At 62.4% G+C, this 26,405-nt stretch carries 26 protein-coding genes; 19 read left to right on the top strand and 7 right to left on the bottom strand.

The genetic code is table 11. The features are described from left to right. Positions 1–35: 35 nt before the first annotated feature. The 3 genes from ELS24_RS21785 (at position 36) to ELS24_RS21795 (ending at position 3,607) form a co-directional block, all read left to right on the top strand. On the top strand, positions 36–1,187 hold the full coding sequence (locus ELS24_RS21785) for an acetyl-CoA acetyltransferase (RefSeq protein WP_127185349.1): 1,152 nt from the start codon (positions 36–38) through the stop codon (positions 1,185–1,187). Between the two features lie 23 nt (positions 1,188–1,210). Beyond that, on the top strand, positions 1,211–2,524 hold the full coding sequence (locus ELS24_RS21790; RefSeq protein WP_127185350.1) for a 3-hydroxyacyl-CoA dehydrogenase: 1,314 nt from the start codon (positions 1,211–1,213) through the stop codon (positions 2,522–2,524). Positions 2,525–2,602: 78 nt separating this feature from the next. After that, positions 2,603–3,607: a Bug family tripartite tricarboxylate transporter substrate binding protein gene (locus tag ELS24_RS21795; RefSeq protein WP_164741280.1), complete on the top strand. Its 1,005-nt coding sequence runs from the start codon at positions 2,603–2,605 to the stop codon at positions 3,605–3,607. Between the two features lie 40 nt (positions 3,608–3,647). Here ELS24_RS21795 and ELS24_RS21800 read toward each other — a convergent pair whose 3' ends face one another. Then, the gene (locus tag ELS24_RS21800; protein ID WP_050447791.1) at positions 3,648–4,700 is read right to left on the bottom strand and encodes a LacI family DNA-binding transcriptional regulator; all 1,053 of its coding nucleotides are present in this window, start codon (positions 4,698–4,700) and stop codon (positions 3,648–3,650) included. A gap of 226 nt (positions 4,701–4,926) precedes the next feature. Between ELS24_RS21800 and ELS24_RS21805 the strand changes: the two genes are divergently transcribed. The 7 genes from ELS24_RS21805 (at position 4,927) to ELS24_RS21835 (ending at position 12,179) form a co-directional block, all read left to right on the top strand. Beyond that, complete coding sequence (locus ELS24_RS21805) at positions 4,927–6,018, top strand: Gfo/Idh/MocA family protein (protein ID WP_127185352.1); 1,092 nt, start codon at positions 4,927–4,929, stop codon at positions 6,016–6,018. 31 nt (positions 6,019–6,049) lie between these two features. Further along, complete coding sequence (locus tag ELS24_RS21810; RefSeq protein WP_050447788.1) at positions 6,050–6,964, top strand: sugar phosphate isomerase/epimerase family protein; 915 nt, start codon at positions 6,050–6,052, stop codon at positions 6,962–6,964. 125 nt (positions 6,965–7,089) lie between these two features. Next, a complete protein-coding gene (locus tag ELS24_RS21815) occupies positions 7,090–8,268 on the top strand; it encodes an aldose 1-epimerase family protein (protein WP_127185353.1) in 1,179 nt (392 codons plus the stop codon). Further along, positions 8,265–9,026 (top strand): SDR family NAD(P)-dependent oxidoreductase, encoded by a 762-nt coding sequence (locus ELS24_RS21820; protein WP_127185354.1) that lies wholly within the window; start codon positions 8,265–8,267, stop codon positions 9,024–9,026. The genes ELS24_RS21815 and ELS24_RS21820 overlap by 4 nt, the downstream gene beginning before the upstream one ends. Positions 9,027–9,056: 30 nt before the next feature. After that, a complete protein-coding gene (locus ELS24_RS21825) occupies positions 9,057–10,253 on the top strand; it encodes a CaiB/BaiF CoA transferase family protein (RefSeq protein WP_127185355.1) in 1,197 nt (398 codons plus the stop codon). Continuing rightward, positions 10,250–11,398 (top strand): carbohydrate ABC transporter substrate-binding protein, encoded by a 1,149-nt coding sequence (locus tag ELS24_RS21830; protein ID WP_127185356.1) that lies wholly within the window; start codon positions 10,250–10,252, stop codon positions 11,396–11,398. The genes ELS24_RS21825 and ELS24_RS21830 overlap by 4 nt, the downstream gene beginning before the upstream one ends. A 10-nt stretch (positions 11,399–11,408) precedes the next feature. After that, positions 11,409–12,179, top strand: coding sequence for an enoyl-CoA hydratase/isomerase family protein (locus tag ELS24_RS21835; protein WP_127185357.1), 771 nt, complete (start codon positions 11,409–11,411; stop codon positions 12,177–12,179). A gap of 66 nt (positions 12,180–12,245) precedes the next feature. Here ELS24_RS21835 and ELS24_RS21840 read toward each other — a convergent pair whose 3' ends face one another. Beyond that, positions 12,246–13,436: a metal-dependent hydrolase family protein gene (locus ELS24_RS21840; protein ID WP_240669361.1), complete on the bottom strand. Its 1,191-nt coding sequence runs from the start codon at positions 13,434–13,436 to the stop codon at positions 12,246–12,248. 439 nt (positions 13,437–13,875) lie between these two features. Between ELS24_RS21840 and ELS24_RS21845 the strand changes: the two genes are divergently transcribed. From ELS24_RS21845 to ELS24_RS21860, 4 genes are all read left to right on the top strand, one after another. Continuing rightward, complete coding sequence (locus ELS24_RS21845) at positions 13,876–14,976, top strand: NAD(P)-dependent alcohol dehydrogenase (protein ID WP_050447780.1); 1,101 nt, start codon at positions 13,876–13,878, stop codon at positions 14,974–14,976. 17 nt (positions 14,977–14,993) lie between these two features. Continuing rightward, positions 14,994–15,851: a L,D-transpeptidase gene (locus ELS24_RS21850; RefSeq protein WP_205736929.1), complete on the top strand. Its 858-nt coding sequence runs from the start codon at positions 14,994–14,996 to the stop codon at positions 15,849–15,851. Positions 15,852–16,047: 196 nt separating this feature from the next. Then, positions 16,048–16,452 (top strand): hypothetical protein, encoded by a 405-nt coding sequence (locus ELS24_RS21855; protein WP_050447777.1) that lies wholly within the window; start codon positions 16,048–16,050, stop codon positions 16,450–16,452. Between the two features lie 42 nt (positions 16,453–16,494). Then, positions 16,495–18,252 carry a PHA/PHB synthase family protein gene (locus ELS24_RS21860; protein ID WP_127185359.1) on the top strand — a complete coding sequence of 586 codons (1,758 nt, stop codon included), beginning with the start codon at positions 16,495–16,497 and terminating at the stop codon, positions 18,250–18,252. 57 nt (positions 18,253–18,309) lie between these two features. On the opposite strand, the gene ELS24_RS21865 is transcribed toward ELS24_RS21860, so the two are convergent. Beyond that, a complete protein-coding gene (locus ELS24_RS21865) occupies positions 18,310–18,735 on the bottom strand; it encodes an Hsp20/alpha crystallin family protein (protein WP_050447776.1) in 426 nt (141 codons plus the stop codon). A gap of 109 nt (positions 18,736–18,844) precedes the next feature. On the opposite strand from ELS24_RS21865, the gene ELS24_RS21870 reads away from it, so the two are divergent. The 3 genes from ELS24_RS21870 to ELS24_RS21880 all read left to right on the top strand — a co-directional run bounded on the left by ELS24_RS21870 (position 18,845) and on the right by ELS24_RS21880 (position 21,156). Beyond that, positions 18,845–19,204: a VOC family protein gene (locus tag ELS24_RS21870; RefSeq protein WP_050447775.1), complete on the top strand. Its 360-nt coding sequence runs from the start codon at positions 18,845–18,847 to the stop codon at positions 19,202–19,204. Between the two features lie 135 nt (positions 19,205–19,339). After that, positions 19,340–20,035 (top strand): GntR family transcriptional regulator, encoded by a 696-nt coding sequence (locus tag ELS24_RS21875; protein ID WP_127185360.1) that lies wholly within the window; start codon positions 19,340–19,342, stop codon positions 20,033–20,035. Positions 20,036–20,169: 134 nt separating this feature from the next. Then, entirely contained in the window at positions 20,170–21,156 is a 987-nt protein-coding gene (locus ELS24_RS21880) for a tripartite tricarboxylate transporter substrate binding protein (RefSeq protein WP_127185361.1), read from the top strand. Between the two features lie 90 nt (positions 21,157–21,246). Here ELS24_RS21880 and ELS24_RS21885 read toward each other — a convergent pair whose 3' ends face one another. The 3 genes from ELS24_RS21885 to ELS24_RS21895 are packed head-to-tail and all read right to left on the bottom strand — an operon-like array spanning position 21,247 to position 23,789. Continuing rightward, positions 21,247–22,098, bottom strand: a complete 852-nt coding sequence (locus ELS24_RS21885) for an alpha/beta fold hydrolase (protein ID WP_050447772.1) — start codon at positions 22,096–22,098, stop codon at positions 21,247–21,249. 20 nt (positions 22,099–22,118) lie between these two features. Beyond that, on the bottom strand, positions 22,119–22,721 hold the full coding sequence (locus tag ELS24_RS21890) for an amino acid synthesis family protein (RefSeq protein WP_127185362.1): 603 nt from the start codon (positions 22,719–22,721) through the stop codon (positions 22,119–22,121). Positions 22,722–22,730: 9 nt separating this feature from the next. After that, positions 22,731–23,789, bottom strand: coding sequence for a WD40/YVTN/BNR-like repeat-containing protein (locus tag ELS24_RS21895; RefSeq protein ID WP_050447769.1), 1,059 nt, complete (start codon positions 23,787–23,789; stop codon positions 22,731–22,733). A 222-nt stretch (positions 23,790–24,011) separates the two neighbouring features. Here ELS24_RS21895 and gstA point away from each other — a divergent pair, with 222 nt between their 5' ends. Further along, on the top strand, positions 24,012–24,647 hold the full coding sequence (gene gstA, locus ELS24_RS21900; protein WP_127185363.1) for a glutathione transferase GstA: 636 nt from the start codon (positions 24,012–24,014) through the stop codon (positions 24,645–24,647). Positions 24,648–24,697: 50 nt separating this feature from the next. Next, complete coding sequence (locus tag ELS24_RS21905) at positions 24,698–25,666, top strand: Bug family tripartite tricarboxylate transporter substrate binding protein (protein WP_127185364.1); 969 nt, start codon at positions 24,698–24,700, stop codon at positions 25,664–25,666. Between the two features lie 60 nt (positions 25,667–25,726). Here the strand turns inward: ELS24_RS21905 and ELS24_RS21910 are convergent, their stop codons facing one another. Beyond that, positions 25,727–26,368 carry an FMN-binding negative transcriptional regulator gene (locus ELS24_RS21910; protein ID WP_127185365.1) on the bottom strand — a complete coding sequence of 214 codons (642 nt, stop codon included), beginning with the start codon at positions 26,366–26,368 and terminating at the stop codon, positions 25,727–25,729. Between the last annotated feature and the right edge of the window lie 37 nt (positions 26,369–26,405).

Consider the following 26,405-nt stretch of genomic DNA (forward strand, 5'->3'; position numbering starts at 1 on the left):
ACTATCGCGCGACCCATGATTATTGGAATGATTTGATGGCTACTAGTACAAGAGGGGCCTCGGCGATTGTCGGGGTCGGCACCACGCCTGGCTGGAACAGCCCCGGGTTCTCGGCGTTGGATCAACTCGGCATCGCCGTTCAGGCGGCGGCGGTCGATGCGGGCATCGGCGTGGACCAGATCGACGGCTTGTTCACGTCCACCCTGACGCATTTCATGCCCGCCCTGTCCGTGGCGGAGTATCTCGGCATCCATCCGACCTATATGGATGGCACCAACATCGGCGGATCCTCATTTCTGGCCCACCTGTTGTCAGCCACGCTTGCCCTGCAAGCCGGGCTGTGCAAAGTGGCCTGCATTTGCTATGGATCGAACCAACTGTCGGCGGGCGGCAAGCTGACCACCCTGACCGAACCCGCCCCCTGGGAGGCGATGTATTCACCCCGCAACCCCATCAGTGGCTACGCCTTGGCTACCGCGCGCCACATGCACCAGTACGGAACCACGCGCGAGCAGTTGGCCAGCGTCGCGGTTGCCGCGCGCCAGTGGGCGCAGCGCAATCCTGCCGCGCACGAGCGCGGCCCCCTGAGCATCGCCGATGTTCTGGATTCCCGGCCCATATCCGATCCGCTCACGCTGCGGGACTGCTGCCTGGTGACCGACGGCGGCGGAGCGATGATTCTTGTCGCCGCGGAGCGCGTGCCGGAATTTTCCAACACGCCGGCCTATGTTCTGGGTGTCGGCGAGGCCACCACGCATCGCCAGATTTCAAGCATGGAAGACCTTACGGTCACCGGTGCCGTGCAATCCGGCCAACGCGCCTTCGAGATGGCGCGCGTCGCGCCACAAGAGATCGACGTCTTGCAGCTTTATGACGCATTCACCATCAACCCGATTCTGTTTCTTGAGGACCTGGGTTACTGCGCCAAGGGCGAAGGTGGCGCGTTCGTGGCGTCAGGCGTGACCGCGCCCGGTGGCGCACTGCCGGTCAACACCAACGGCGGCGGCCTGTCCTGCAATCACCCTGGCATGTATGGCATTTTCGCGGCCATCGAGGCGGTGCACCAGATTCGCCGCACCGCAGGCGCCAGACAGGTTGACGGCGTCGATCTGGCCCTGGCCCACGGCAATGGCGGCCAGTTGGCCAGCCAAGTCACGGCGATCCTCGGATCGCGCGCCACCCTGTAAACGCTATAACCGCGGACACCATCATGAGCACCACCACCAGCACGCCAGTCGTCACCAATCATCTCTTCGTGGCCGAACATCAATTACACAAGCTGTCGTTGGCGGCCAAGGCCAGGTCCGTCAACCGGGCGGCGGTGATAGGCGCCGGCACGATGGGCGGCGGCATCGCGATGTGCTTCGCCAATGCCGGCATACCCGTGGTGCTGTTGGAGAAAGACGCCGAGCGCCTCAGCCAGGGCTTGGCGCGCATTGAAGAAAACTACGCCAATTCCGCGCGGCGCGGCCGACTCAGCGCAGGCGATGTCGCGCAGCGTCTCGCATGCATACAGGGCAGCACACGCTTCGAGGATCTGGCCGACGTGGATCTGGTCATTGAGGCGGTGTTCGAGGAAATCGGCCTTAAACACGAGATATTCAAGACGCTTGATCGGGTCTGCAAGCCCGGCGCCATCCTGGCCTCAAACACGTCTTTCCTGGACATCGACACTATCGCGAGCGCCACCCGGCGGCCCCAGGACGTGGTGGGGATGCACTTTTTCAGTCCTGCCAACGTCATGCAGTTGCTGGAGAACGTGCGCGGCTCCGCCACCTCTGACGACGTGTGCGCCACCGTCATGGAAGTGGGCCGCCGCCTGGGCAAAGTCGCCGTGCTGGTGCGGTCCTGCGACGGATTCGTCGGCAACCGCATGTTGGCGAAGCGTACGCGCGAAAGTCATTTCCTGCTTCAGGAAGGCGCCTCGCCCTTTCAGATCGACCGTGTCCTGCGCGACTTCGGCCTGCCGATGGGGCCGTTCGCCATGGCGGATCTGGCAGGGTTGGACGTGGGCTGGCGCAATCGGCAGAGCCGCCTGCCGAACCTGACGCCGCGCGAGCGCGAGTGCGACATGCTGGACCGCATGGTCGCCGCGGGCCGGCTGGGCCAAAAGACCCAGGGCGGCTTCTACGACTATGACAATGACCGCAAGGCCACCCCATCACCGGCTGCCGAAGCACTGGTCGCCGCACACCGCGCGGCCTCGGGCCGACAAGCGCGGCAGATCTCTGACCAGGAAATTCTGGAACGCTGCCTGTACTCCATGATCAACGAAGCCGCCTATATCCTGGAAGAGAACATCGTCGAACGCGCCTCCGACATCGACGTCGTCTGGCTCAATGGTTACGGCTTTCCCGCCTATCGGGGCGGCCCGCTGTGCTACGCGGACCGGATCGGCCTGCCTGCCATCCTGGCGGGGCTGCGCAAGTACGAAGCCGAGCACGGTTCCCAATACTGGAAGCCGGCCAATCTCATCGTCAAGCTCGCTCAGGAGGGGCGAGGTTTTCACGATGGCCCTGCCTGAAGCCGCGCACACGCAATAAGAGGCAGCGGAGCTAGCAAATACAGAGGTTTTGATAACTACAAAAAACTGGAGACAAGCGTGTCTGACAAGCAACTGCATCGCATCCCCTTGGGCCGCAATCTGGCCGCCATCATCATCTGCGGCAGCAGCGCCCTGCTCGCGCCTGGCGTCGCGGCTGCCGCCGATTGGCCCGACGGCAAACCCATCACCATCGTCGTCCCGTTTTCGCCTGGCGGTTTCACGGACCTGGTTGCGCGCCGCTACGCTCAGGACCTGGGCAATGCGTTGAAGACGACCATCGTGGTTCAGAACAAGCCCGGCGCCAGCGGCCAGATCGGCACAGCGCTCGTCGCGCGCGAGAAGCCGGACGGCTACAACCTGCTTGTCACGGCCACGCAGCACGTGATCTACCCCGGCCTGCAGCCCAACTTGCCCTATGACCCGAAGAAAAGCTTCTCCAACGTGGCCATTCTGGCTTACGCGCCTAACGTCCTGCTGGTTCCCGCAAAATCTCCCCTCTCCAACGCCAAGGAATTCACGGCGTACGCCAACCAACAAGCTGGCGGTCTGGCTTTCGGCTCCAGCAGCGTGGGCGGCTCGGCGCACATGTCCGGCGAACTCTACAAAATGGTCGCCAGCGCCAATCTGCGCCATATCCCCTACAAGGGCGCCGCGCCCGCCGTCACCGACCTGATAGGCGCGCAGATCCCGGCGGCATTCCTGGACGCAACATCGGCAGCCGCGTTCATCCGCTCGGGCGACGTCAAAGCCCTGGCCGTCACCTCAAAAGACCGCCTGCCCAGCTTGCCCGATGTTCCCACCGTCTCCGAATCCGGCTATCCCAGCTATGAGTCGCAGGCCTGGATAGGCCTCTTCGGCCCCGCCGGCATGCCGGCATCCATCGTGCAAAAGCTGAACCAGATCGCCATCGACAGCGCCAACACCGAAGCCAACATCAAATGGATCAACGACAACAATGCCACGACGGCCAAGCTTTCGCCGGCACAGGTCACGGGCTTCGTCGACGCCGAGCTCGACAAATGGAAGACCGTCATCGACCAGGCGCACGTCAAGGTCCAATAGCACGGTGAGGCGCTCGCAAACGCGCACCGTCCCGAAACCATCACGGCTCCGGAATATTCTCCCGAAAGATGACCTGAAGCCGCGGCAGATAACTGGGTTCGGGCGCGCCCTTCACGGCCGCCACCAGCAGCTTGACGATCTCGCGCGCCTCGACGCGCGGGTTCTGGTCGATCACGGCGTCCATGGTGCGATCAAGCAACAGGCGGCGCGTGGCTTCGGTAAGGTCGTGGCCCACGTAGACAATGCGATGGGCCAAGGCGGCCTTACTTGATCGAGCCTCGTTTCCCCACGCCTCAGCCGGCCGCGCCTCTTTCAGTGCCCGCGCGATGCCTTGGTTGCCGGCGCCGATGTTGTAAATCGCGTGCGGCGGATCTTTGCGCAGCAGATCCTGCGTGACGGCAAAGGCGCGGTCGCGGTCGTCGCCGATCTCAAGAATGTGTGCAATGCGCAGGTGCGGAAACTCTTCGCTCAGCAGCGAGCGAAAGCCCATCTCGCGCTCTTCGTGGCCGCGATACGCCAGAGACCCCACGAACACCGCAACCTTGCGCTCGGTGTGCTGTGGCAGAAACCGGCCCAGCAACAGCGCGGCCAGGCGGCCCGCGGCGCGGTTGTCGATGCCCACGTACCCCAGGCGCGCCGAGATCGGAATGTCCGACACCAGGGTGCTTACATGCACGCCGCTGTCGCGCAGCGCCATGATGGCGTCGCGCACTTGGGGATGGTCCAGCCCGACCAAGCCAACGGCCTGCGTCTGCTCGCGCAGCTCGTAGAGCTTTTGCGCGAGCTTGTTGGCGTCGAACCCCTCGATCAGATGCAGGCGGGCCCGCACATCGGGGCGGGTGGCGGCTTCTTCCAGCAAGTGCCGGCCCAACGCGGTCATGAAGCTGTTGGTGCCGGCGGGCAACACGAAATCGACCCGCACATCCTGGCTGGCGGCATCGGCGCCCTGGACGAAGTAGCCAAGGCGATTGGCGATTGCCAGCACGCGGTCGCGTGTCTTGCCGCGCACGCCGTCGCGGTCGTTCAGCACCCGGTCCACGGTGGCGGTGGACATGCCGGCTTCACGGGCAATGAGGGAAATGGTGGGGCGCATGCGGGACCAGCCTCTCAAGACACCATCAGGACGATGGTAGCGAGGCGATCATAACCCATCATTTGCAATCATTCTGGATCAAAAAGGTAAGGTTGCTGCCCTATAAGCGCCATCCACCTTTACCCCTGATTGTTTTGATGTGATTATCGCGGCTCAATAACATCAAACACCGCACGGCAGGATGCCAGGCAGTTGGCAGCGCATACCGAGCCGGCAGGAGGAGCACATGTCGCACCCTACCCTGGTGCCCGACCCGCCCGTTCGGGAACGGCGCTTTCGCATCGGCTGCATCGGCGCCGGCATGATCATGGCCGAGTGCCATCTGGCGGCCTACCAACAGGCCGGCTTCACGGTGGCGGCTATCGCGTCGCGTACGCGCAGCAAAGCGACCCAGGTCGCCGAACGCTACGGCATCCCGCAAGTGCATGAGAACCCCCTGGCCTTGATCGCCGATCCGCAGATCGAGATCGTGGACATCGCGTATCCGCCCGACCTGCAGCCCGAGCTGATTCGCGCCGCATTGCGCGCCCCGCACGTGCGCGGCGTGCTGGCGCAAAAGCCCCTGGCACTCTCGCTGGACGAAGCCCGCGCCTTGCGCGACGAGGCGCGGGCCGCCGGCAAGATCCTGTCGGTCAACCAGAACATGCGCTACGACCAATCGATGCGTACGCTCAAACAACTGCTGGACCAGGGCGTGCTGGGCACGCCGGTGTTCGCGCAGATCGACATGCACGCGATCCCGCACTGGCAGGATTTCTTGCGCGGCTATGACCGGCTGACGCTCTCGAACATGAGCGTGCATCACCTTGATGCCCTGCGTTATCTGTTTGGCGAGCCCACCGAAATCACCAGCATCACCCGCCCCGATCCGCGCACCGAATTCGCGCATCAGGATGGGCTGGTGAGCACCACGCTGCGCTTTGGCAACGGCCTGCTTGCGCTGTCGCTCGAAGATGTGTGGTCGGGCCCGCGGGCCGAGGGATACCCCGACGACCAGCACATCCGCTGGCGCGTGGAAGGCACCGAGGGCGTCGCGCGCGGCACCATCGGCTGGCCCACCGGCGAACCGTCAACCCTTAGCTACGCCTCGCGCGCGGCCCAGGGCCATACCGACGGGCGTTGGGTAACCCCCACGTGGGACACGATGTGGTTTCCGCATGCCTTCATTGGCGTGATGGAGCAGTTGCAGTACGCGCTGGCCAGCGGCACCGAGCCTGCGTTGAGCGTGACCGACAACGTACGAACGATGGCGCTGGTCGAGGCCGCGTATACGTCCATCGCCGAAGGCCGCACAGTACGGCTGCCGGCTGTTGAATAACCAGTCATAAAAACAGACGGAGACAAACATCATGATTCAGACCGGAATCTTCTCGGGCTATTTTCCCTATGAGCTGGAGCGCACCGCCAAGGTGATTCGCTCGCACGGCTTCAACACCGTGCAGCTGGACCTGCATTTCAAGGACATGGAGCTCGGCCCGGGGCAGTTGACCGCGCAGAAATGCACCCAGATCCGCGACACCTTCCGCAACTACAACCTGCCGGTGTCCTGCATCTCGGCCTATACCAATATCGTTCACCCCGATCCCGCCGAGCGCCAACGCCGCAACGGCTATCTCAAAGAGATCCTTACGCACGCGCGCCAGTTGGGTTCGCCTTACGTGATCTCGGAAACCGGCACCTTCGCCACCGACAGCGACTGGGTACATCACCCCAAGAACAAGACCGAGGAAGGCTGGGACCAGTGTCGCGCGGTGATCGCCGAGCTGTCGCAACACGCCTATGACCATGGCGCGGTGTTCCTGCTTGAGACCTATGTGAACAACGTGGTGGGATCCGTCGAGGAAACGCTGCGCATGTTCGCCGAGGTGGATCACCCCGGCCTTGGCCTCTTGATGGATCCCACGAACTACTTCGAAGCGCACAACATCGACCAGATGGACCGCACGCTCAATCAAGTGTTCGACGCGCTGTCCGACAAAATCTGCATCGCGCATGCCAAGGACGTGAAGCGTTCGGGCGATGACAAGTCGGAAAAGCACAGCGACATTGGTGACGAGGGCGCGGCCGAGAGCCATACCTTCCGTGGCGTGGGCGAGATCGAGCTGCCGGCGCCGGGCCTGGGCGCGCTGAATTACGACCTGTACTTGCAGCGCCTGGCGAAGAAGCACCCCAACATTCCCATCATCATCGAGCACTTGACCGAAGACGACGTGCCGCGCGCCAAGACCTTCCTGGACGAGCGGCTGCGCGCGAACGGCCTGTAGGCCGCCTGCCGCAACACAGGCGCACCGCGAGGCACCCTTCCATCAGGCCCGCGGCGCGCCTGCGAACACGATTCTGAACACCGACACCGGCAAACGCGCACCCGCGCCTTTGCCAGGGAGAACTCATGCCTGACATTTACGGAACCTGGATGACGCGCCGCGACGTGGAGGCGCGCACCGGGCAGCTTGCGCAGTTTGCCGGCGTGCGCCTGATGACGCTGGACGACGGGCTGGAGCGCGGTATCCGCATGCTGGAGTTCCGCAGCGGCACGGGCCTGCGTTTTACGGTGCTGGTGGATCGCGCGATGGACATCGCCGACTGCGAATACCGCGGCTTCGCCATGGGATGGCAGTCGCCGTCGGGCTTTCGGCATCCCGGCCTGCATGACTATGAAGGCGAAGGCGGACTGGGCTGGATGCGCTCGTTCTCGGGCCTCATGATCACCTGCGGGCTGGACCACATTCTGTTCATGTACGACGCACCGGCCGACAACTATGTGTATGGCCCGCGCAAGACCGCCAAGCAGTCCATCCATGGCCGCGTGGGCACCATTCCGGCGCGCCTGTCCGGCTACGGCGAACGCTGGGACGGCGATCGCTGCGTGCTGTGGGCGGAAGGCGTCGTAAGCCAGGGCACCGTGTTTGGCGAACACCTGGAACTGCACCGCCGCATCGAGATCGAGGTGGGCACCAACGACATCAAGCTGTCGGATCGCGTGGTGAATCGCGGCTTCTACCGCACGCCGCACATGCTCTGCTATCACATCAACCTGGGCTATCCGGTGCTGGACGCCGACTCGCGCTATCTGGCGCCGATCCGCGATGTGGTGTGGGCCGCGCACGAGCAAACCTACCGCGAGCAGGGCGTGGGCTACCGCCGCATGCCGGCGCCGCAGTTGGGCTTTCATGAGCAGGTGTGGCAGCACGAGATGGCCGCCGCCGACGACGGCAGCGTCCCCGTAGCCCTGGTCAACGACAAGCTGGGCCTGGGCATGCAGGTCAGCACCTTCAAGCATCAATTCCCTTGCCAGTATCAATGGCAGAACCTGCAATCAGGCCAGTATGCGATGGGCATCGAGCCCTCAACCAACCATGTGCTGGGTCAGGGCGCGGCGCGTGAACGCAACGAGCTCATCTGGCTTGAGCATGGCGAAGAGCGCCGCTACGACACCACGTTCAGCGTGCTGGGCTCGGCCGCCGATATCGCGGCATGCGAAGCACGCATCCGTGCGATCGCGGTGCAGCCCGAAGCCGATTATCCGCCGTTGTCGGGCCGCTTTGCGCCCATCGCGGGGCGCACATGAGCGCGCGCTTCTCTTTGCAAGGCCGCCGCGTGCTTTACACGGGCGCGGCGGGCGGCTTCGGTGTGGACACCACGCTTGCACTACTGGAAGCGGGCGCCCGCGTGATCGCGCTCGACAACCACGCCGGGCATATCGATCGCTTGCGCAGCACCGTGCCCGCGCGGCTTTCCGACCAGCTTCACGTCCTGCAGGCAGACCTTGCCGACGCCAGCGCGTTGCAGTCGCACCTGGAGCAGTTGACCGCCGAGGGCCCGATTGATGTCGTCATCAACAACGCGGCGATCTACCCTTCGCGCCCGTTCGAGGAATACAGCGACGCAGAGCTGGCGCGCGTGCACCGCGTGAACGTGGAGGCGGCGATTCAGATCATCCGCGCGGCGTTGCCCGGCATGCGCGAGCAGCAATGGGGCCGCGTGATCAATATCTCGTCGATCACGCTGTCCGGCGGCTGGGAAAACCTGCTGCCCTACGTGCAATCCAAGGGCGCGATGGTGGGCGCCACGCGCGCCTTCGCCCGCGAATTCGGCAAGTGGGGCATCACCGTCAACGCCATCTCGCCGGGCGCGTTTCCCACCGACGCCGAGAAGATCCATCCCGACCCCGAGGGCTACAACCGCATGGTGCTTGAACGCCAGTCGGTGAAGCGCCGTGGGCACGCAGGCGACATCGCCGCGGCCATCGTTTTCCTTGCCTCGGACGAGGCGGGTTTCATTTCCGGACAGACGCTGGCAGTTGACGGCGGCTGGGTCATGCATTGACGCGCATCGGCGCACGCAGAGGGTAGAAGCATGAGTATTCTTTCTGGCTACAAGGTTCTGGACTGCTCCATCGCCATGGCAGGGCCTTTCGCGGCGCAGCGCCTGGGCGACCTGGGCGCCGACGTGATCAAGATCGAGCCGCCCACCGGCGAATGGCAGCGGCACGCGCCCGCTGGCGGCATCACGGGCAACAAGATCAACGTGTCCTTTCTCTCGCTGAACCGCAACAAGCGCTCGCTCGCGATTGATCTGAAGAGCGCCGGCGGCAAAGAGATCATCCAGAAGCTCGCGGCGCAGGCCGATGTGTTTATCCAGAACTATCGTCCGGGTGTCGCCGGCCGTCTGGGTGTGGACTACGAGACGCTGTCGGCGCTGAACCCGCGCCTGATCTATGTATCGATGTCGGGCTTCGGCGAAGACGGCCCCTATGCCACGCGCCCCGGTCAGGACCTGCTGTTGCAGGCGATGTCGGGCGCCATGCTGTCGTCGGGTCGCGCGGGCGAAGCGCCACGCGCGGCAGGCCAGTATGTGGTCGACGCCGTCACCGCGTATTGCGCCTTTGAAGGCGTGCTGGCCGCGCTGCTGCATCGCGAGCGTACCGGCGAAGGCCAGAAGGTCGAGGTCAACATGCTGGATGCGATCACCACGATCCAGATGCAGGAGCTTTCGGTCTACACCGTGGGGCACAAGCCGCAGGTGCGCAGTGCCGAGCCGCATGCCCACGTGTACATCCGCGCGCCCTATGGCACCTTCGCGACCAGCGACGGCTATCTGGCGCTTGCCATGCCCGACATGAACGTGCTGGCGCGCGTGACCGAAGAGCCGCGCCTGGCGGTGTACACCGACGAGCGCGACGGTTGGGAAAAGCGCGACGAGATCTATGCACTGGTGCGCGACACGCTCGCCAAGGCCTCCACGGCGGATTGGTTCGCCAAGCTGGATGCCGCCGGCATCTGGTGCAGCCCCGTCTATGGCTACGCCGATCTGGTCGACGATCCGCAGATCGCGCACAACGGCACCTTCGTCGAGTATGAACATCCGACCGAAGGCAAGATCAAGACACCGGGCTTTCCGATCCGCTTTTCCAAGACGCCAAGCCAGGTGCTGCGCGGCGCACCGCTTACCGGCCAACACACCGACGAAGTGCTGCGCGATTTTGGCTTCAGCGCCGACGAGATCGCCGCGCATGCGGCCTCGGGCGCGGTGCTGCGTGGAACCTCGGAATGAGCGAACGCGCCCTGCCCTATCGTGGCCTGACCTGGGACCACCCGCGCGGCTTCAATGCCCTGCACGCCGCCACCGCGCACAGGCCGCTGGTGCACTGGGACAAGCAGTCGCTCGAAGGCTTCGAATCGGCGCCCATCGCCGAACTGTGCGCCCGCTATGACCTGGTGGTGCTGGATCACCCGCATCTGGGCGAGGCCCTGGCGCACGATTGCCTGCAAGCGCTAGACACCGTGTTCGCGCCCGACGAGCTGGCGCGGATCGCGCGGGACAGCATCGGGCTGTCGTACGACAGCTATCGCATGGCCGATCGCCAATGGGCGCTGCCGCTGGATGCCGCCACGCAGGTGATGGCCACGCGCGCCGATCGGCTCGACGGCCCCGTGCCGCGCACCTGGCGCGATGTGCTGACGCTGTCGCAACGCAGCGGCGCGGTCGCGCTCAGTTGGGGCGGTCCGCACCCGTTCCTGTCGCTGCTGTCGATCGCGGCCGCCATCGCGCCCGATACCGACCTGCGCCCGCACGGCGCCTGGCACGACGAGGCGACGCTTGCCGACGCGTGCGATGTGCTTAGCGAATTGGCGCGGCGCACGCCCGCGCACGCCCTGGCTTACAACCCGATCGCGCTGCTTGGCCACATGAGCTCGCGCGATGACATCGCGCTATGCCCGCTGGTCTATGGCTATGTGAACTACGCCACCGTAGCGGTGGCGAAACCGCTTACGTTCCGCGACGCGCCCGAGGCCGACGCGGGCAGGCCCGGCTCGATCCTCGGCGGCACCGGCATTGCGATATCCCGACGCTGCATCATGGGGCCGGAGTTGCGCGCGCATCTATTGTGGTTGCTCGCGGCCGATACCCAAAGCCGCTTCATCCCGCAGCATGAAGGACAGCCCAGCCATCGCGGCAGTTGGGCCGATGCGAACGTGAATGCGGCCAGCGGCAACTTCTATGCCAACACGGCCCGCACGCTCGAAGCCGCTTCGATCCGACCGCGACACGATGGCTACATCGCTTTCCAGAGCGAGGCCTCGCAGTTCCTGCGTGACGGCGTCGCCGCCCGCGCGCCCTCTCACTCATTGGCGCGCGGCCTGACTCAGCGCTTCCAGGCCAGCCTGGCCGCCGCCCCCAAGCACACCGCAACCTAAGGATGTCGACGTGAGCGCACTCGTCAATCTCAGTATCGATGGCCATGTCGCCATCATCGAACTCAATCGTCCCGAGAAGCTGAACGCAATGACGCCCGAGATGGCCGACCTGCTGATCGCGGCAGTGGAGCAATGCAACACCGACCCGCAGGTGCGCGCGGTGATTCTGACCGGCGCGGGCCCCAAGGCCTTCTGCGCCGGCTCGGACATTACCGAGCTTGACCGCTACGCCACGCCCTGGGATTTTCGCAATCGGCTCGACTACTGCGACTGCGTGCGCATGTTGAAGAAGCCCACGGTGGCGGCGATCAACGGCTATACCTTCGGCGGTGGCCTCGAGATGGCGTTGGCCTGCGATATCCGCATCGCCTCCGACAACGCGCGCCTGGGCGCGCCCGAGATCAAGCTGGGCTGGATCGGCGGCGGCGGCATGACGGCGCAGCTTGTCCATGCGGTCGGCCCAAGCAACGCCGCACTGATGGTGCTGACCGGCGACCCCATCCGCGCCGAGCAGGCGCTGGCCTGGGGCCTGGTAAGCGAGGTGGTGCCGCAGGAGCAGTTGCGCGAACGCGCACAAGCGCTTGCCGCCACCATCGCTTCGCGCGCGCCTATCGCGGCCGAGACGGCACGCGTCAACCTGCGCGCCGCGCTGTCGATGCCGCTAGAGAAGGCCGTGGAATACGAGCGCGATCTGCAAGCGATCTGCTTCGCCACCGCCGACGCCAAGGAAGGCCGGAAGGCATTTGAAGAAAAGCGCGCGCCGAAGTTCGAGCGGCGCTGACGGGTTGGGGACGCCCCAACAATTGCGCGACGAGTCGGGAGGCAGACCCTTGGCTGCCACCCGACCCTACTTCACCAGCGCGTTCTTGACCAACACGCCATCCTTGATGATCAGCAGAAATTTACGCTCGGCATCGCCGATCAGCGATAAGTCCTGCAACGGGTTGCCGTCGACCAAAATCAGGTCTGCCAGTGCACCTTCTCGAACCTCGCCCAGGTTGCCGCGATACGGATTGCGTGCGCCAGACAATTTCAGCAGCTGCGCATTGCCACTAGTGGCCATCGTGAGCACTTGTGCGGGCGTGTACCAGCGCCCAAGGCTTGCCAGTATTTTCCCCTGTTGCTCAGCCAACTGGCTTGAAAACAAGATGTCGGTACCAAACGCGGTCTTCAACTGATGCTTGATCGCCAGCTTGTACGTGCGATCCGTGCCAGCGAATACCTCCAGTGCTTTTTCCCGCTCGTCGGAGCCAGGAGGAAACACGTCCGCAAGCGCATCGGGAAACGGCTGCGTGCTTAGCCAGGCGCCCGAGCGAGCGAGCATTGCAGCGGTTTCGTCGTCCATCAAACTGCCATGCTCGATGCTACGAACGCCCGCTTTGAGCGCGCGCTGTATCGCCGCCGGCGTGTACGCGTGTACCGATACATAAGTGCCCCAGTCCGTTGCAGCGGCAACTGCCGCGCTTAACTCGGCTTCCGTGAACGTCACCACATCAAGCGGACTGTGTGGTGACGACACGCCTCCCCCTCCAGTCAGCTTGATCTGCGTGGCGCCTCGCATCAGTTGTTCGCGGGTGCGCAGGCGCACTTCGTCCGGGCTGTCGGCAATGACGCTGTCGCCGACGATGTCATGACGCGACGCAGGCGCCCCCAACGTACGCGGCAGATCGCTCATGCTGCGAAAGTCGCCATGGCCGCTGGTTACGCTGATCATCGCACCCGAGGGATAGATACGCGGCCCCGGAATGACACCTTGATCAATCGCGGCTTTTAGCCCGAATACTGCGCCGCCTAGGTCACGCACGGTCGTGAATCCACGCATCAGCGTCTTTTCAGCTTCAACACCCGCCACCAAGTTCAAGTACCCGGTGTCTTGCGTCAGTGCCACCGCTACCGGCACACCGACGAACATGCTATGCCAGTGCGCATCGATCAACCCAGGCATCAACGTCCGTCCGCCGGCGTCGATGACCCTTGCACCGTCCACGTTGATTTTTTGGCGCGATATCTGCGCAATGACGGAGCCGCGCAGCAGCACATTGCTGGGTTCGGACAGATCCGGCGATATGCCATCAAAGATGCGCGCGTTTTCGATCAGAACCGGGGGGTCGTTCTGACGGGGCGAGGCCAGTGCCGCGGGGGGCGCCGCGGCATTCTCGTGGGACAACGCAACGTTGTTGGACGCGAAAAACAGCGTCGCGGCGCACAGAAGAACTGCGGGTTTAACGTCCATAAGAGCTCCTTAGGGGCAGCGAACATGACGGAAACAACGCGGAAACAAGAGCGACGCTGATCTTTCAGACAGATATTCCAGAGTGGCGGATTGGCTGTTGGTGCTCAAGGTAGCGATCCTGCGGATAGTTGACTTTGGTCAATTGGCGCGCGCTCTCAAGCACTAAGCTGCCAGAACTTCCCAATGCCATGCGGTACTGGTTGTGGACGTACACGCCATCGGCGCCGCTTTCGTGGAGATCAGTATGACTGCCAAGATGAGAGCCGCCGTATTCGCGGGCCAGGACCGTGTCGAGATACGTGAAAAGCCCATTCCTGACGTGGGGCCCAATGACGCCTTGATGCGGATTACCACCACCACGATCTGCGGAACCGATATTCACATCGTCAAGGGTGAATACCCGGTCAAAGAAGGCCTGACGATCGGTCACGAACCCGTCGGAACCATAGAAAAGCTTGGAACCGCGGTACGAGGCTACACCGAAGGCCAACGCGTGATTGCCGGCGCGATCTGTCCCAGTTTCAACTCCTATGCAGCCCAAGACGGCGCGCCGTCTCAGGACGGCACCTACCTGCTCGCCACGGGCATGTGCGGATGCCACGGGTACCGCGCCACGGCGGGATGGCGATTTGGCAACATGATAGATGGCGCCCAGGCGGAGTACCTGTTGGTGCCGGATGCCGAGGCCAATCTTGCGCCCGTGCCGGATGCGCTGAGCGACGAGCAGGTGCTCATGTGTCCGGACATCATGTCCACGGGTTTTAAAGGCGCCGAGAACGCCAATATCCGAATCGGCGATACGGTGGCGGTGTTTGCGCAGGGGCCGATCGGACTCTGCGCCACGGCCGGCGCCAGGTTGTTGGGCGCCACCACCATCATTGGGGTGGATGGAAACGCGCAGCGGCTGGCGATGGCGCAAGCCTGGGGCGCCGATGTCGTTCTGAATTTTCACGAGTGCGATGTCGTTGAGGAAATCTTGCGGCTGACAGGCGGCAAGGGCGTCGACTCCGCGATTGAAGCCCTGGGGCAGCAGAGCACATTCGAATCGGCGTTGCGCGTCCTGAAACCTGGGGGCACCTTGTCCAGCCTGGGCGTCTATTCAAGCGACCTGACGATACCGGTTTCGGCTTTCGCGGCGGGCCTGGGCGATCACAGGATAAATACCGCCCTATGCCCTGGCGGCAAGGAGCGGATGCGACGCCTGATGAATGTTCTGCAATCGGGACGGCTGGATCTGACGAAGATGGTCACGCACCGCTACAGCCTGGACGACATCGCTCAGGCCTACGACTTATTCGCGAATCAGCGAGACAACGTATTGAAAGTGGCCATCCGGCCGTTCTGACAAGTCGGGTGCCTGCCATGCTGTGCTCCAGTGCTTTTGCGCCCGGCGTTGCGGTTCTTTCCGGACGTCGGCGCAAACATCGCGCCATCTTCATGATGGCCTGGCTTTGCCTTGCTGCCTTGGCGCACGGCCAGGGGGCAATGCAACCGGCCGACGTCGCCTCCGCGTATAGCCGGGAGGTTTCCCCGAGGCTTGTGTTGCCGGATGCCGAACGTGCTCGTTACGGAGACCTCGCCACCCATGCGCTGGTATCCGCCGGCATCTCCTTATTGGCGCCTCAGTATGTTGTCATCGCCGACCGAAACATCTACGTGCAGGCGGTGTTCGTATATTGGTTGCACCCTGTCGCGCCACCCATGTATATCGGCGCATCGCCCGCCTCTACCGGGCGGGTCGGCACGTTCGACCATTTCGAGACGCCGACCGGCGTGTTTCCGCATACCTTGGGTAACCCGGACTACCGCGCCCAAGGTGAAAAAAATGCAAACGGAATCCTCGGCTATGGCCTGAAGGGCATGCGTGTCTACGACTTCGGTTGGCAGGACGCCCGCCAAGGCTGGGGTGAGGAACGCATCGCCACGATGCGTTTGCAAATGCACGCGACCGACCCCTATTCGCTCGAGGCCAAACTTGGTACGCCGCAGTCCAAGGGCTGCATTCGTATCCCGGCCACGCTAAACGAATTTATTGACCGCCTAGGCCTGCTGGATGCCGAGTACGAACTCGCCGCGGCTTTAGGCACCCAGCCCTGGGTATTGCGCGCTAAAAGAACGCCGGCATACGGCGCGGGGCGCTATCTGATTGTCGTCGACACGGACCGTCGCGACCGCCCAGACTGGTCGCCTCGCCCTGTGATCAATCTGAAAAATCCATGACGTCCCTGCTACGGCATGACGAGCTGGATCGAAGGCCGGTTTCTTCCACATCATGCGCGTGATGACGGCGCCCCGGCAGGCAGACGCCAGAACGTTGCGTTTTGTCAATTCATCGCAGGTGGATAAGCCTACGCTTGTTCTACAAGCTTGGTACAGACCAGCGTCAGCGTAGCTTTAATTCTGGAGGTATCCCGTCATGCAGCCCGTCTACGAGCCCTATACGGCACTGTACAAATACGGCCTTGATGTCGCGCTATCGGCGGCATCAAACTATTTTGAATATGTAAAGGAGCTGAGAACCTTGCAGTTGAAGGTCGACAAGGAGATGGTGACCTGGATGCAACAAGCACATACCGAGATCGACGCTGAGCCCTCGATCGCAGGCATATGCGCCCTGCAACAGAAGCACATGACTGATCTGATCGATCGTGAACTGAAGTACTTCAAGGAACTGGAAAGAATCTTCCGGGAGGCTTCGGCATCGACCTCGCAAGCACTACGGAATAGCCGCAATCCTTGGCAGGACCGCTTTTCCCAAATTGCTGAAGACGTTGCCCAGGTTGTCGCTCATGGCAGCGCGGCGGAAAAAATCAAAGCCTGATGTGGTCGCACTGCGGCCCAAACCCACCACACCGGCGTGATCATGCCAAAAACCCGTTCGAAGCGGGCTGCCGAGGAGGCATCCGACAATATTTTCAACGCGCTGAACTACAGCAAAGAAGCCCTGCTGGCGAGGCTGACCGGCGGCATTTCACCGGCCGCCACCACGCTTGCCATGCTGGACTGGTGGATCCATCTCCATGCGGCGCCCGGAACGCGGCTAAAGCTCGCCATGCTCTACGCCGATTCGATCGCAAAATTAAGCCAGCATGCGGCGCTATGCGCGACAGGCGGCACATACGCCAGCGCTGATATGCCCGACTCTCCGCGTAGCGCGGCACAGGCTTGGCGGCGTGAACCGTATCAATTCTGGATGCACGCTTTTTCCCTGACACGCCAATGGTGGGAACAGGCGACAAAGCAGGTGCCTGGCGTGGACGCGCACCACGTCGAACTGGTTTCCTTCTGTGCCAGGCAGTGGTGCGATCTCTTCTCGCCGGCGAATTTCCTGCTGTCCAATCCTGAAGCCCTGCAACGCACCGCGGACCAAGGTGGGGCAAATCTTGTCGCCGGATTCAGGAACTTCGTGGCCGACCTGCAAGGGATGACCGGCAACCCCGTCGATAGCGGGGCAGACCGCTTTCAAGTGGGCAAGACCATCGCCATAACACCTGGGGCCGTCGTATTCCGCAACCATCTTCTTGAACTTATCCAGTATGCGCCCACGACGGCCACGGTCCGGCCCGAGCCCATTTTCATCACGCCGGCCTGGATCATGAAGTACTACGTGCTGGACCTGTCTCCTCATAATTCGCTTATCCGTTACCTGGTCGCGCAGGGCTATACCGTCTTCTGCATTTCCTGGCGCAATGTCGGCACCAAAGATCGCAACCTGTCTTTGGAGGACTACCGCGAATCCGGGTTCATGGCGGCGCTTGATGCTGTCACGCGGGTGGTCCCGGATCAGCGCGTTCATGCTGTTGGCTACTGCCTGGGAGGCACGCTGCTGTCCATCGCCGCGGCCGCCATGGCCGGACAAGGTGACGATCGGCTCGCAACGTTGACCCTGCTGGCGGCGCAAACGGACTTCACCGAGCCTGGCGGCCTGGGCTTATTCATCGGCGAAAGCGAGGTCAATTTTCTGGAAAGCATGATGTGGGCGCAAGGCTACCTGTCCGCGCAGCAGATGGCCGCTGCATTCCAAGCATTGCGGCCGATGGACGAGGCCTGCGGGCGGGCAACCCGCGCTTATTTGTTCGGTGAACGGTCGGCTCCCAATGACTTGGTCGCCTGGAATGCCGATTCCACGCACATGCCATATCGGATGCACTCGGAATACTTGCGAAAACTATTCCTGAACAACGAGCTCGCGGCGGGCCGCTATCAAGCCGGCGGTCGGGTCATTGCGCTTCGCAATATCAGAACGCCAATATTCTTGCTGGGCACGGACGCCGACCGCATATCCCCCTGGCGCTCCGTCTACAAGGTGCACTATCAGACAGATGCCGACGTCCGCTTCGTACTGACCAGCGGCGGGCACAATGCCGGCGTGGTCAGCGAACCGGGACACATTGGACGCTGGTACAGAACCCGTGACACGCCGGCGAACGGCTTTCGGTGCGGGCCCGACGAATGGCTGCAAGACAGCGCGCTGCACCAGGGTTCATGGTGGCCCGAGTGGAGCGAATGGCTGGCGCAGCGTTCAGGTGCGCCAAGGCCTGCAAAACAAGAACTTGGCGTTGCGGGGAGCGATCAGTCGGCGCTCACGCTTGCGCCCGGGCGATATGTTTTTCAAAGGTAGTCGCCTTACCTGACCCAGGCGCGGGAAGATGCGTGTCGCGAGCCTTGGGCACGCGCATCATTCGATTTTTAGCGTCTTGTTCTGGTTCCCGGCGAGCTTGGGAAGCGTCAGCGTCAGCACGCCGTTATCACACACGGCTTTGGCGGCGGCTTGATCGATGGGACTGGCGAGCGACACGGTACGTTGAACGCGCCCCCAGTATCGTTCCTGTCGGATCACGTTGCCTCCTTCTTTGACTTCATTGTTCTGTTCCTTGTTAGCTGAAATCATTACTGTGTTCCCGTCGATTTCCACCGATATGTCCTTTTTATCGATGCCAGGGATTTCAGCCTTCAACACGTACTTGTCACCGGCCTCGGTAATGTCAATGTCCAGCCTGGGGGATCGTTCATCTGCCTGCGAACGAATCGGTCGCAGGAAGGCCTGGAACACATCAGCAACCGGGTCTGATGAAAACGGACTGTATTGTGTCAAACGGGTCATGTTCGTCTCCATTGCTTCAAGTGGTGAGCGGCTACCCACCCAGATGTCATGATGATCCGAGCGACGGGTTCAATGTTGATCAATGTCAATTGCAAAGCGGGGAGTTTCCATGTTCGATCACATCGGTTTCGGCGTCAGCGACATCAATCAAAGTCGCGACTTTTTCCTGCAAGCGTTAGCACCGCTTGGCGTCGGCCTGGCGATGGAAGGCCCCAATAGCATCGGGCTGGGCAAGAACGGGAAGCCGTCTTTATGGCTATACGCGACCGGTTCCGCCGCGGCGCCATTGCACATTGCCATTGCGGCGGCTACGCGGGCGGACGTGGACGCCTTCTATCAGGCGGCGCTGGCGGCCGGCGGCCGGGACAACGGCGCCCCGGGAATTCGGCCGCATTACCACCCCAACTATTACGCCGCCTTTGTATTCAGCCCTGATGGTCACAACGTGGAAGCCGTCTGTCATCGTTGAGCGGGTTTGAGCGGGTTCGAGCGGGTTCGACCTATTTCTTAAAAGCGGCGTCGAACATGGCGCACTTCCGCTTGGCGCGGTCATATTTTTGTATGATGGGATCACTCTTTCAGCAATCTTCAATACGACAACGCAATGACGACCGAGACCATCGATTTGAATCCTGGCCCCATGACGGACACGCCATCGACGCCGCTGCGGCGTCAAGCCGAAGACGCTCTGCGCAAGACCATTCTCTCTGGCCGTTTCAAGCCCGGTGATCGCCTTAAAGAACGCGAATTGGTTGAACTGCTGAACGTAAGTCGCACGTTGGTGCGTGAAGCGCTACGACAGGTCGAGGCCGAAGGCCTGATCGAGATCGCGCCCAACCGCGGACCGGTGGTGGCGGTGCTGACTTATGAAGAAGCCGAGGATATCTACGAAGTCCGAGGCGTCCTGGAAGCGCAGATCTGCACTGGCTTCGCGCTGCGCGCGCGCAACGAGCACATGCAATCGCTGGCGGCTACCTTCGACGAACTCGCCAGCGCCGCGCGCGAAGGCGACATTCTGCGCACGGTAGCGCTCAGCGACACCTTCTATGACATCATCGCCGCGGGCTGCGGCAATCGTCTGCTGGGCAGCATGCTGCAGCAACTGCATAACCGCATTGTGCTGCTGCGTCGCACGTCGTTGTCCGAGCCAAGCCGCCTACCCGAGACGTTGCACGAATTGACCCAGATCTTCGAGGCGCTAAAAGCACGCGACGAAGTGGCCGCCGGCAAGGCAGCGCTGCACCACGTACGTCAGGCGTCACGGACGGCATTGCAAGTCCTTCGACGCCGCCAACCCTAGGTACATGCCCTAAATTGTAGTACCGAATCTTCAATACATATATTTTTTGTAGTATTCTTTTTCCACCAAGCACGTATTTTGGTGGTCTGCGAATACTTCCGCATGCCGCCGCCCTTCCAAGGAGCATTGCGGTCATGAATCGAAGATTGTTCAACTCAGGGCTGTTAGGCCTGCTGGCGGGAAGCACCCTTACACGGACCAGGCTCGCCATGGCGCAGAGCGGCCCGCTGCCTGCCTTGATCACCCTGGTAGTGCCGTTTGCCCCCGGCGGCGGCGCCGACCAGTTGGCCCGCGAATTCGCGCACTTTGCCCAATCGCGCGCACCCGGCACGACCTTCGTCGTCGAAAACAAACCCGGCGCCAACGGCGCCATCGCCGCCCGCCATGTCGCGCGCCAAAAGGCAGACGGCAGCACCCTGTTGCTGGGCACATCCAGCACCCACGTGCTGGGTCCGCTCATCGCCAAGGCGGCTCCGGACCAGATCATCAAAGAGTTCAGCCCGGCCACCCTGCTGGCCACCACGGCCAATGCACTGGCCGTCGCCAGCACCTCGCGTTGGAAGACACTTGATGATTTTCTGAATGACGCCCGTCAGCAGACGTTGACCTACGGCACCTTTGGCACCGGTTCTTCGGCGCACTTGTACGGCGTGCTGCTGGCGCAATCAACCGGAGCCAAGCTGTCCCATGTGCCCTACAAAGGTTCCGGTCAAGCCGTCACCGACCTCATGGGCGACCATATCAACGCGGTATTCCTCACCAGCAGTGCGCTGGAAGGCCTGGTCCGAGAAGGCAAGATCCGGGTGCTGGGGGTCACCGGCAATGCGCGAACGCACGTGTTCCCCGACATCAAGACTTTTGAGGAACAACAGGTGAAGCAGTTGGCCTTTAGCGGCTGGTTCGGACTGTTTTCGCCCGCAGGCACGCCGACGCCCGTTTGTGAAGCGGTTGCCGCGCTTGCGGCCGATCTGGGCAAAGACTCGGCGGTTCGTCAACGCATGGTCGGACAAGGGTATGACTGGGTTGGATCCACGCCGCAAGCGCTACAGGACGCGTTGCGAAGCACCATCGCGGTTTACCAGAAAGTCCTGGCGACCAAACCCGCCGACCTGGGCGCTTAAGGCGGCGCCCAACCTGGCACGACAGGTTGGGCCGCCTACCATCGGGCTAGATCATCGTGGCCCGACGCTCAGGACATGCTGCCTCGGTGGTCAGCGGGTCGGCTCAGCCTTAAGAAAGCCGCACACCGCCTGTGCGAAAAGCTCGGGTTGGTCATCGTGGATGTAGTGCCCGGCATCAGGAATCTCGATCGCGGTGACGCGCGGATTCAGGCCGCACATATGCTGCGCCATCTCAGGTTGCAGGTAGTCCGACCGGCCCCCTCTTACCACCAATGTTTCACAGGCAATTGCCTGTATGCATGCGTCTAGATCCACGCGTCGCGCGGGGTCCGGATTCAAACGCGTGGCGGCGATACCCGCATGATCGTAGCGCCAGGTATAGCCGCCGTCGGCAGTGGCTTTGAGCATGCTCTTCAGGCGCTGATCGCGCGCCGCTTCAGTAACCGTGGGACGCAAGGCGCGCATGAAGGCTGCGGCCTCATCCCAGGAAGCGAAGCAATCCGGAGTGGTGGAAAGCTCCTTGCGGATCCGGGCCGCGCCGGCGCTGGCCTCGAAGGCGCCAGGGCCGGCGTCCTCAACGATCAGCCTGCGCACACGCGCCGGATGCCGCGCCGCAAATATGATTGCGTTGATACCGCCCATCGAGTGGCCCAAGAGGTCGAACTGATGCAGGTCCATTTGGTTCGTGATTGCCTCCAGATCCTTTACATAGGCATCGGCGTAGTAGTTCCGCTCGGGATCCCAATCGGAGCTGCCGCGTCCGCGTTGATCGAAAGCAATCACGCGCACGCCCGGTTGCAAGGCTGCCGCCAGCCGCGAGAAGGTCTCGGCGTAGCCTCGGATGCCATGAAGCATGACGACAGGCCACGCGGTACTGCTACCCCACTCGGTTACGTGAAAGCCCAAGCCGGAAGCGGTCAGCGTATAGTCGCGTCGATCCATTTGCATCCTCCTTCGTGGTGTCAGTAAAGGCCGTTCTGGCCTTGCACATCGGCGGCCAGCAAGCCTCCCAGGCGCGCGTTCAGCCGCCCCCGCGTGGCAAACGCCCAGATCAGTATGACCTCGTCGCGGTTCGGGCCGTCGTTGAACGTGGCCGTAACGGTGTCATAGTGCGATCGCACATATAGCGCATTTTTGTGCGCCAGCGGAATGTCGATGGCTGTGCCAGGCACACCACGCTTACCGGTGGAAGGTACCCACGATTTGGCGCCACCCAACGCTTCGCGCACCGGGTTGGCCGCCGGGTTGGTCAGAAGCGCATTGCCATGCTCGTACTCGCCATCCATGCCCACCAGACATGCCTTGCCATAGCTCTCGATGGCACGGCCCTGCGCGGCCTCGCGAATACGGCGACCAAACTCCTGGCCTAGCTCTGGAGACGGATCAATCCAGGCAGACAAATCTTGAACGTACTTGCCCGCAAAGGGGTTGTAGAGGCAGGCGGCGATGACGAACTTCAGCAATGGCTCGCCATCGGCCGGAGCGCCGGCTTCACCCGCCAGGGCTTCCTCGGTTTGCAGATACCACTTGCGAATGTGAAAAGCGCTGAAGTTGGGAGTTTTCATAGGTACGACTTATTCATGGAGAGAGGGAACCTGCACCCGGGATTGCGGATGCGCCTTGATCGGCGCCACGAATGGCGTCCACGCGATTGAGGTGATTTCACTGAATTCGCGCCATTCTTTGAACCAGTTGCGGCCGCCGTCCATAGATCGGAACAGATGGCCATACTTGGTGCCGGCGAACACGAGCGACGGATCAGCGGCATGCATGCCGAAGGCCCAGAAGGTTGAGTTGGGCGGCGTGTGCAAAACCGCCGGCTCCCAATGACGCCCCCGGTCTTCAGACCGGTAGATTTGCGTTCGCTTGCCGGGCGTGCCATCACCGACAGCCACCAGCAGGACGTCTTCTTCGCCTGCCAATGGCTGGATGGTGCGGGTGTAGTACAGGCCCTCGAAGCGATCCGCTGAACTGGCGCCATGCCAGGCGCCCTCGCCGTGGAGAACATTGGTGTAGACCGAATTGACCGTGCAGACCAGGTGTGTGTGCGGTTCCTGGCCAAGCGCCGGCAGGATGCTGATGGCATGAATGTCGCCACTGCTGATTCCATTGCCCGCATTGTCGATGCGCTGCCAGGTTTCGCCGCGGTCGCCGCTCCGCCAAGCACCACCTTCCTCTACGCCGAACCACACCTCGCTGGTGACCGGGTCCACCACGATGGACAGGATTCGCGGCCGGTTGACGCCGGCGCAGAACTCCGGAAGTTCCACCGGCAATGGGACCCACGTTTCACCCCCATCCGCCGAGCGAAAAATGCGCGCGCGTGATGGCGCTCCGGTTCCGGCATAGATCAGCTTGGGGTCGCGCGGGTCGAGCGCCAACGCCCACACGGTCAGTCCATTGGCAGGAGAGTCCAGCCGCCTGAAATGCGCGCCGCCATCGGTGCTCAGGCAAATGCCGGCATCCGCACCAGCGAAAACGCGTGCGGGATCTGAAGGATCCACCTGCAGGCAACGCACAACGCCATCGAATTCAATGGCCTCTCTCAAGCCCAGCCGATGCCAGCTCGCCCCGGCATCCGCACTGCGCAGAATGCCTTGTCCCGCAGTCCCCACCAAGATGGTGCCTTGCATGATGTCCTCCCCTTGCTTTGATCAGAACCCATCCGAACGAGCGTTTCCCCTAGTTGGAAATAAACGCTCACCACGCCAGAATTGTATGACGATAATTATGTTTATTCCAGTTTTGTATTATCGTTTTAAAGAAAATACAGTTCCTGGCATACGTTTCGTGCATGGACATCGCTGCGGTGACGCTCACGGACACACCAGGCTCCCCCCTAAGAGAGGCTGACAATGAAGTTCTATCATGAGGTCCGAGGCTGCTCGCTGGCCGTCGATATCGTGGCTCGCGAACTCGGAATCGCGCTCGACCTGCAATGGGTCGACATGCGTACAAAACAGTTGGGCGACGGCAGCGATTACCTGCTCGTCAATTCGAAAGGCACGGTGCCCACCTTGCAATTGCCGGATGGCCAGTACCTCAGTGAAGGCGCCGTCATCATGCAGTACCTGGCCGACCAACGCGGCGATACCAAGCTATTCGCACCGCCAGGGTCGCTGGCTCGATATCGCATCATGGAGTGGATGAGTTTCATCGCCGCGGACCTGCACAAAGGTGGCTTCATGCCCTTGTTCAAAGCCGTCACGCCACCGCCATACAAGCAGATCGCCCGCCAATACCTGCACGGCCGTCTGCAATGGGTCAACGACCAGTTGGCTGATCGCGACTTCCTTACGGGGCCTGACTTCACGATTGCGGACGCGCACTGCTACACGATCGCGATGTGGACCCGAGCGCACCAGATCGACACCTCAACATGGCCGCATCTGGAGGCCTATCTGCTTCGTGTAGGCAGTCGCCCGAGCGTACTCGCCGCCGAACAAGCCGCTCGCCAGCAAGGTGAGCGAGAACGAGCTGTTCAACAGTAATGCGGGGCCGCGACCGGCCCCCACTGCCTCATCCTGACTGGAGAATTGACATGAGTATGCTGACTCGATGTGTTTTGCTGTGTGTGGGCGCGCTATGCGCCGTATCAGCCAGTGCCGCTGGCTTTCCCTCTGGACCGGTACATCTGGTCGTCGGGTTCCCGCCTGGCGGTGGCACAGACGGCGCCGCCAGGATCATTGCCGAAAAACTCCCCGCACAACTGGGCCAGCCCACGATTGTTGACAACCGGGCAGGCGCCGGCGGCACGCTGGGTGCGCAGAATGTGGCTCGCGCCGCGGCAGATGGCACGACGCTGTTCTTCGGCACTGGCGCCGAACTGATCATCAATCCGGTCACCCGCAAGACGGCTCCCTACGATGTGCTCAAGAATTTCACGCCCATCGGGGAAGTCGGAAGTGTCAGCTTCGTGCTGGTTGTACCGGCCAGTTCTCCCATCAAGGACGTACCGTCTCTCATTGAGCGTGCGAAAGCCCACCCGAACCGCTTGAATTTCTCATCGTTCGGCATGGGTTCCACCAATCATATGATTGGTGAACTGTTCCTCTCGCGCACCGGCACGAAGGCCACACACATCCCGTATCAAGGGAGCGCGCCAGCAATGACGGCACTGCTGGCGAACGAGGTCGATTTCACGTTCGAGACGGCAGCTGTCGCCTTACCCCACATCAAATCGGGAAAGTTGCGGGCATTGGCTACGCCGTCGCCCAAGCGCCTACGCGACTTGCCGGATACGCCCACGCTGCGGGAGTTGGGCTACCAAGAGTTGATAGCAGAAGGCTGGATGGGACTGCTCGGCCCCGCCAGTGTGCCTTCGGACGTCGTCGAGCGCCTTAATGCCGCTCTGGTCCACGTACTGGAGTTGCCGGACGTCCGTGAGCGGCTTACCGCCCGAGGTGTGGAAGTCTCGCCCGGTTCAGCGCGGCAATTCCGTGATCGGCTCGCGGCCGAGCAAAGCAAGTGGCGCCAGGTCGCTCAAAACTCGGGAATATCTCTCGACTGAAGGTCCGCGCGGGGCCGACGCGGCGGCAGCGTTCGCCCCTATCGACTGCTGGCCAGGCGGTCAACGTTCACGCCCAGGGCATGGGTCGGCACAGGCCAGCATGGCCGCGCCGATGGTGGTCTTGCCCTTGGCAACCAGCGCCTGACCCGCGGATTCAATATCACGCTTGTCCTTGTTCTGGCTCAGCTTGAGCTTGCCGACGACGCGCGTGATCTCCACTTGAATGCCTACGATGGCCTTCAGCATCGCATCAATGTATTCCGGGGCGCTGTCGGTCATCTTCCACGGTTTCTCCTGCGACGCCTCGTGCGTGCGCGTCAGGCGGGCGACAACGCCACGCACATAGCGTTCGTCGTCCTTGATGGTGACGCGGCCATGCACGTGCACGACCTGGTAGTTCCACGTGGGCACCTGCTTGTGCTGCTCGTGCTTGCTGGGATACCAGTTTGGCGAGATGTAGGCATCCCCGGCCCGGAACACGACCAGCACTTCGCTGCCGTCGGCGACCTCGCGCCACACCGGGTTGTTGCGGGCCACGTGGCCGTGCAAGACGGCGCGCTCGCCCACCTCTAGCTCGAAGGGAAGATGATTGGCGTCCAGGCCCTCCGGGCCGTGGGTAACCAGCATCCCCAGCGGCTGGGCCCGAATCAGGCCGTAGAGGGATTCGGAATCAGAAACGGCAAAGTGCTCGGGTACGTACATGGCGAAAGGCCTCTGGGGGTCAAAGATCGGGTAATTG

The sequence above is a fragment of the Achromobacter spanius genome, assembly GCF_003994415.1.
GTDB lineage: Bacteria > Pseudomonadota > Gammaproteobacteria > Burkholderiales > Burkholderiaceae_B > Achromobacter > Achromobacter spanius_C.

What these genes read in the sequence shown, in the direction of transcription:
- ELS24_RS21785 (WP_127185349.1), top strand. Translation starts at nt 36, where the DNA reads ATGGCTACTAGTACAAGAGGGGCCTCGGCGATTGTCGGGGTCGGCACC.
- ELS24_RS21790 (WP_127185350.1), top strand. Translation starts at nt 1,211, where the DNA reads ATGAGCACCACCACCAGCACGCCAGTCGTCACCAATCATCTCTTCGTG.
- ELS24_RS21800 (WP_050447791.1), bottom strand. Translation starts at nt 4,700, where the DNA reads ATGCGCCCCACCATTTCCCTCATTGCCCGTGAAGCCGGCATGTCCACC.
- ELS24_RS21805 (WP_127185352.1), top strand. Translation starts at nt 4,927, where the DNA reads ATGTCGCACCCTACCCTGGTGCCCGACCCGCCCGTTCGGGAACGGCGC.
- ELS24_RS21810 (WP_050447788.1), top strand. Translation starts at nt 6,050, where the DNA reads ATGATTCAGACCGGAATCTTCTCGGGCTATTTTCCCTATGAGCTGGAG.
- ELS24_RS21815 (WP_127185353.1), top strand. Translation starts at nt 7,090, where the DNA reads ATGCCTGACATTTACGGAACCTGGATGACGCGCCGCGACGTGGAGGCG.
- ELS24_RS21820 (WP_127185354.1), top strand. Translation starts at nt 8,265, where the DNA reads ATGAGCGCGCGCTTCTCTTTGCAAGGCCGCCGCGTGCTTTACACGGGC.
- ELS24_RS21825 (WP_127185355.1), top strand. Translation starts at nt 9,057, where the DNA reads ATGAGTATTCTTTCTGGCTACAAGGTTCTGGACTGCTCCATCGCCATG.
- ELS24_RS21830 (WP_127185356.1), top strand. Translation starts at nt 10,250, where the DNA reads ATGAGCGAACGCGCCCTGCCCTATCGTGGCCTGACCTGGGACCACCCG.
- ELS24_RS21845 (WP_050447780.1), top strand. Translation starts at nt 13,876, where the DNA reads ATGACTGCCAAGATGAGAGCCGCCGTATTCGCGGGCCAGGACCGTGTC.
- ELS24_RS21850 (WP_205736929.1), top strand. Translation starts at nt 14,994, where the DNA reads ATGCTGTGCTCCAGTGCTTTTGCGCCCGGCGTTGCGGTTCTTTCCGGA.
- ELS24_RS21855 (WP_050447777.1), top strand. Translation starts at nt 16,048, where the DNA reads ATGCAGCCCGTCTACGAGCCCTATACGGCACTGTACAAATACGGCCTT.
- ELS24_RS21860 (WP_127185359.1), top strand. Translation starts at nt 16,495, where the DNA reads ATGCCAAAAACCCGTTCGAAGCGGGCTGCCGAGGAGGCATCCGACAAT.
- ELS24_RS21865 (WP_050447776.1), bottom strand. Translation starts at nt 18,735, where the DNA reads ATGACCCGTTTGACACAATACAGTCCGTTTTCATCAGACCCGGTTGCT.
- ELS24_RS21870 (WP_050447775.1), top strand. Translation starts at nt 18,845, where the DNA reads ATGTTCGATCACATCGGTTTCGGCGTCAGCGACATCAATCAAAGTCGC.
- ELS24_RS21875 (WP_127185360.1), top strand. Translation starts at nt 19,340, where the DNA reads ATGACGACCGAGACCATCGATTTGAATCCTGGCCCCATGACGGACACG.
- ELS24_RS21880 (WP_127185361.1), top strand. Translation starts at nt 20,170, where the DNA reads ATGAATCGAAGATTGTTCAACTCAGGGCTGTTAGGCCTGCTGGCGGGA.
- ELS24_RS21885 (WP_050447772.1), bottom strand. Translation starts at nt 22,098, where the DNA reads ATGGATCGACGCGACTATACGCTGACCGCTTCCGGCTTGGGCTTTCAC.
- ELS24_RS21890 (WP_127185362.1), bottom strand. Translation starts at nt 22,721, where the DNA reads ATGAAAACTCCCAACTTCAGCGCTTTTCACATTCGCAAGTGGTATCTG.
- ELS24_RS21895 (WP_050447769.1), bottom strand. Translation starts at nt 23,789, where the DNA reads ATGCAAGGCACCATCTTGGTGGGGACTGCGGGACAAGGCATTCTGCGC.
- gstA (WP_127185363.1), top strand. Translation starts at nt 24,012, where the DNA reads ATGAAGTTCTATCATGAGGTCCGAGGCTGCTCGCTGGCCGTCGATATC.
- ELS24_RS21905 (WP_127185364.1), top strand. Translation starts at nt 24,698, where the DNA reads ATGAGTATGCTGACTCGATGTGTTTTGCTGTGTGTGGGCGCGCTATGC.
- ELS24_RS21910 (WP_127185365.1), bottom strand. Translation starts at nt 26,368, where the DNA reads ATGTACGTACCCGAGCACTTTGCCGTTTCTGATTCCGAATCCCTCTAC.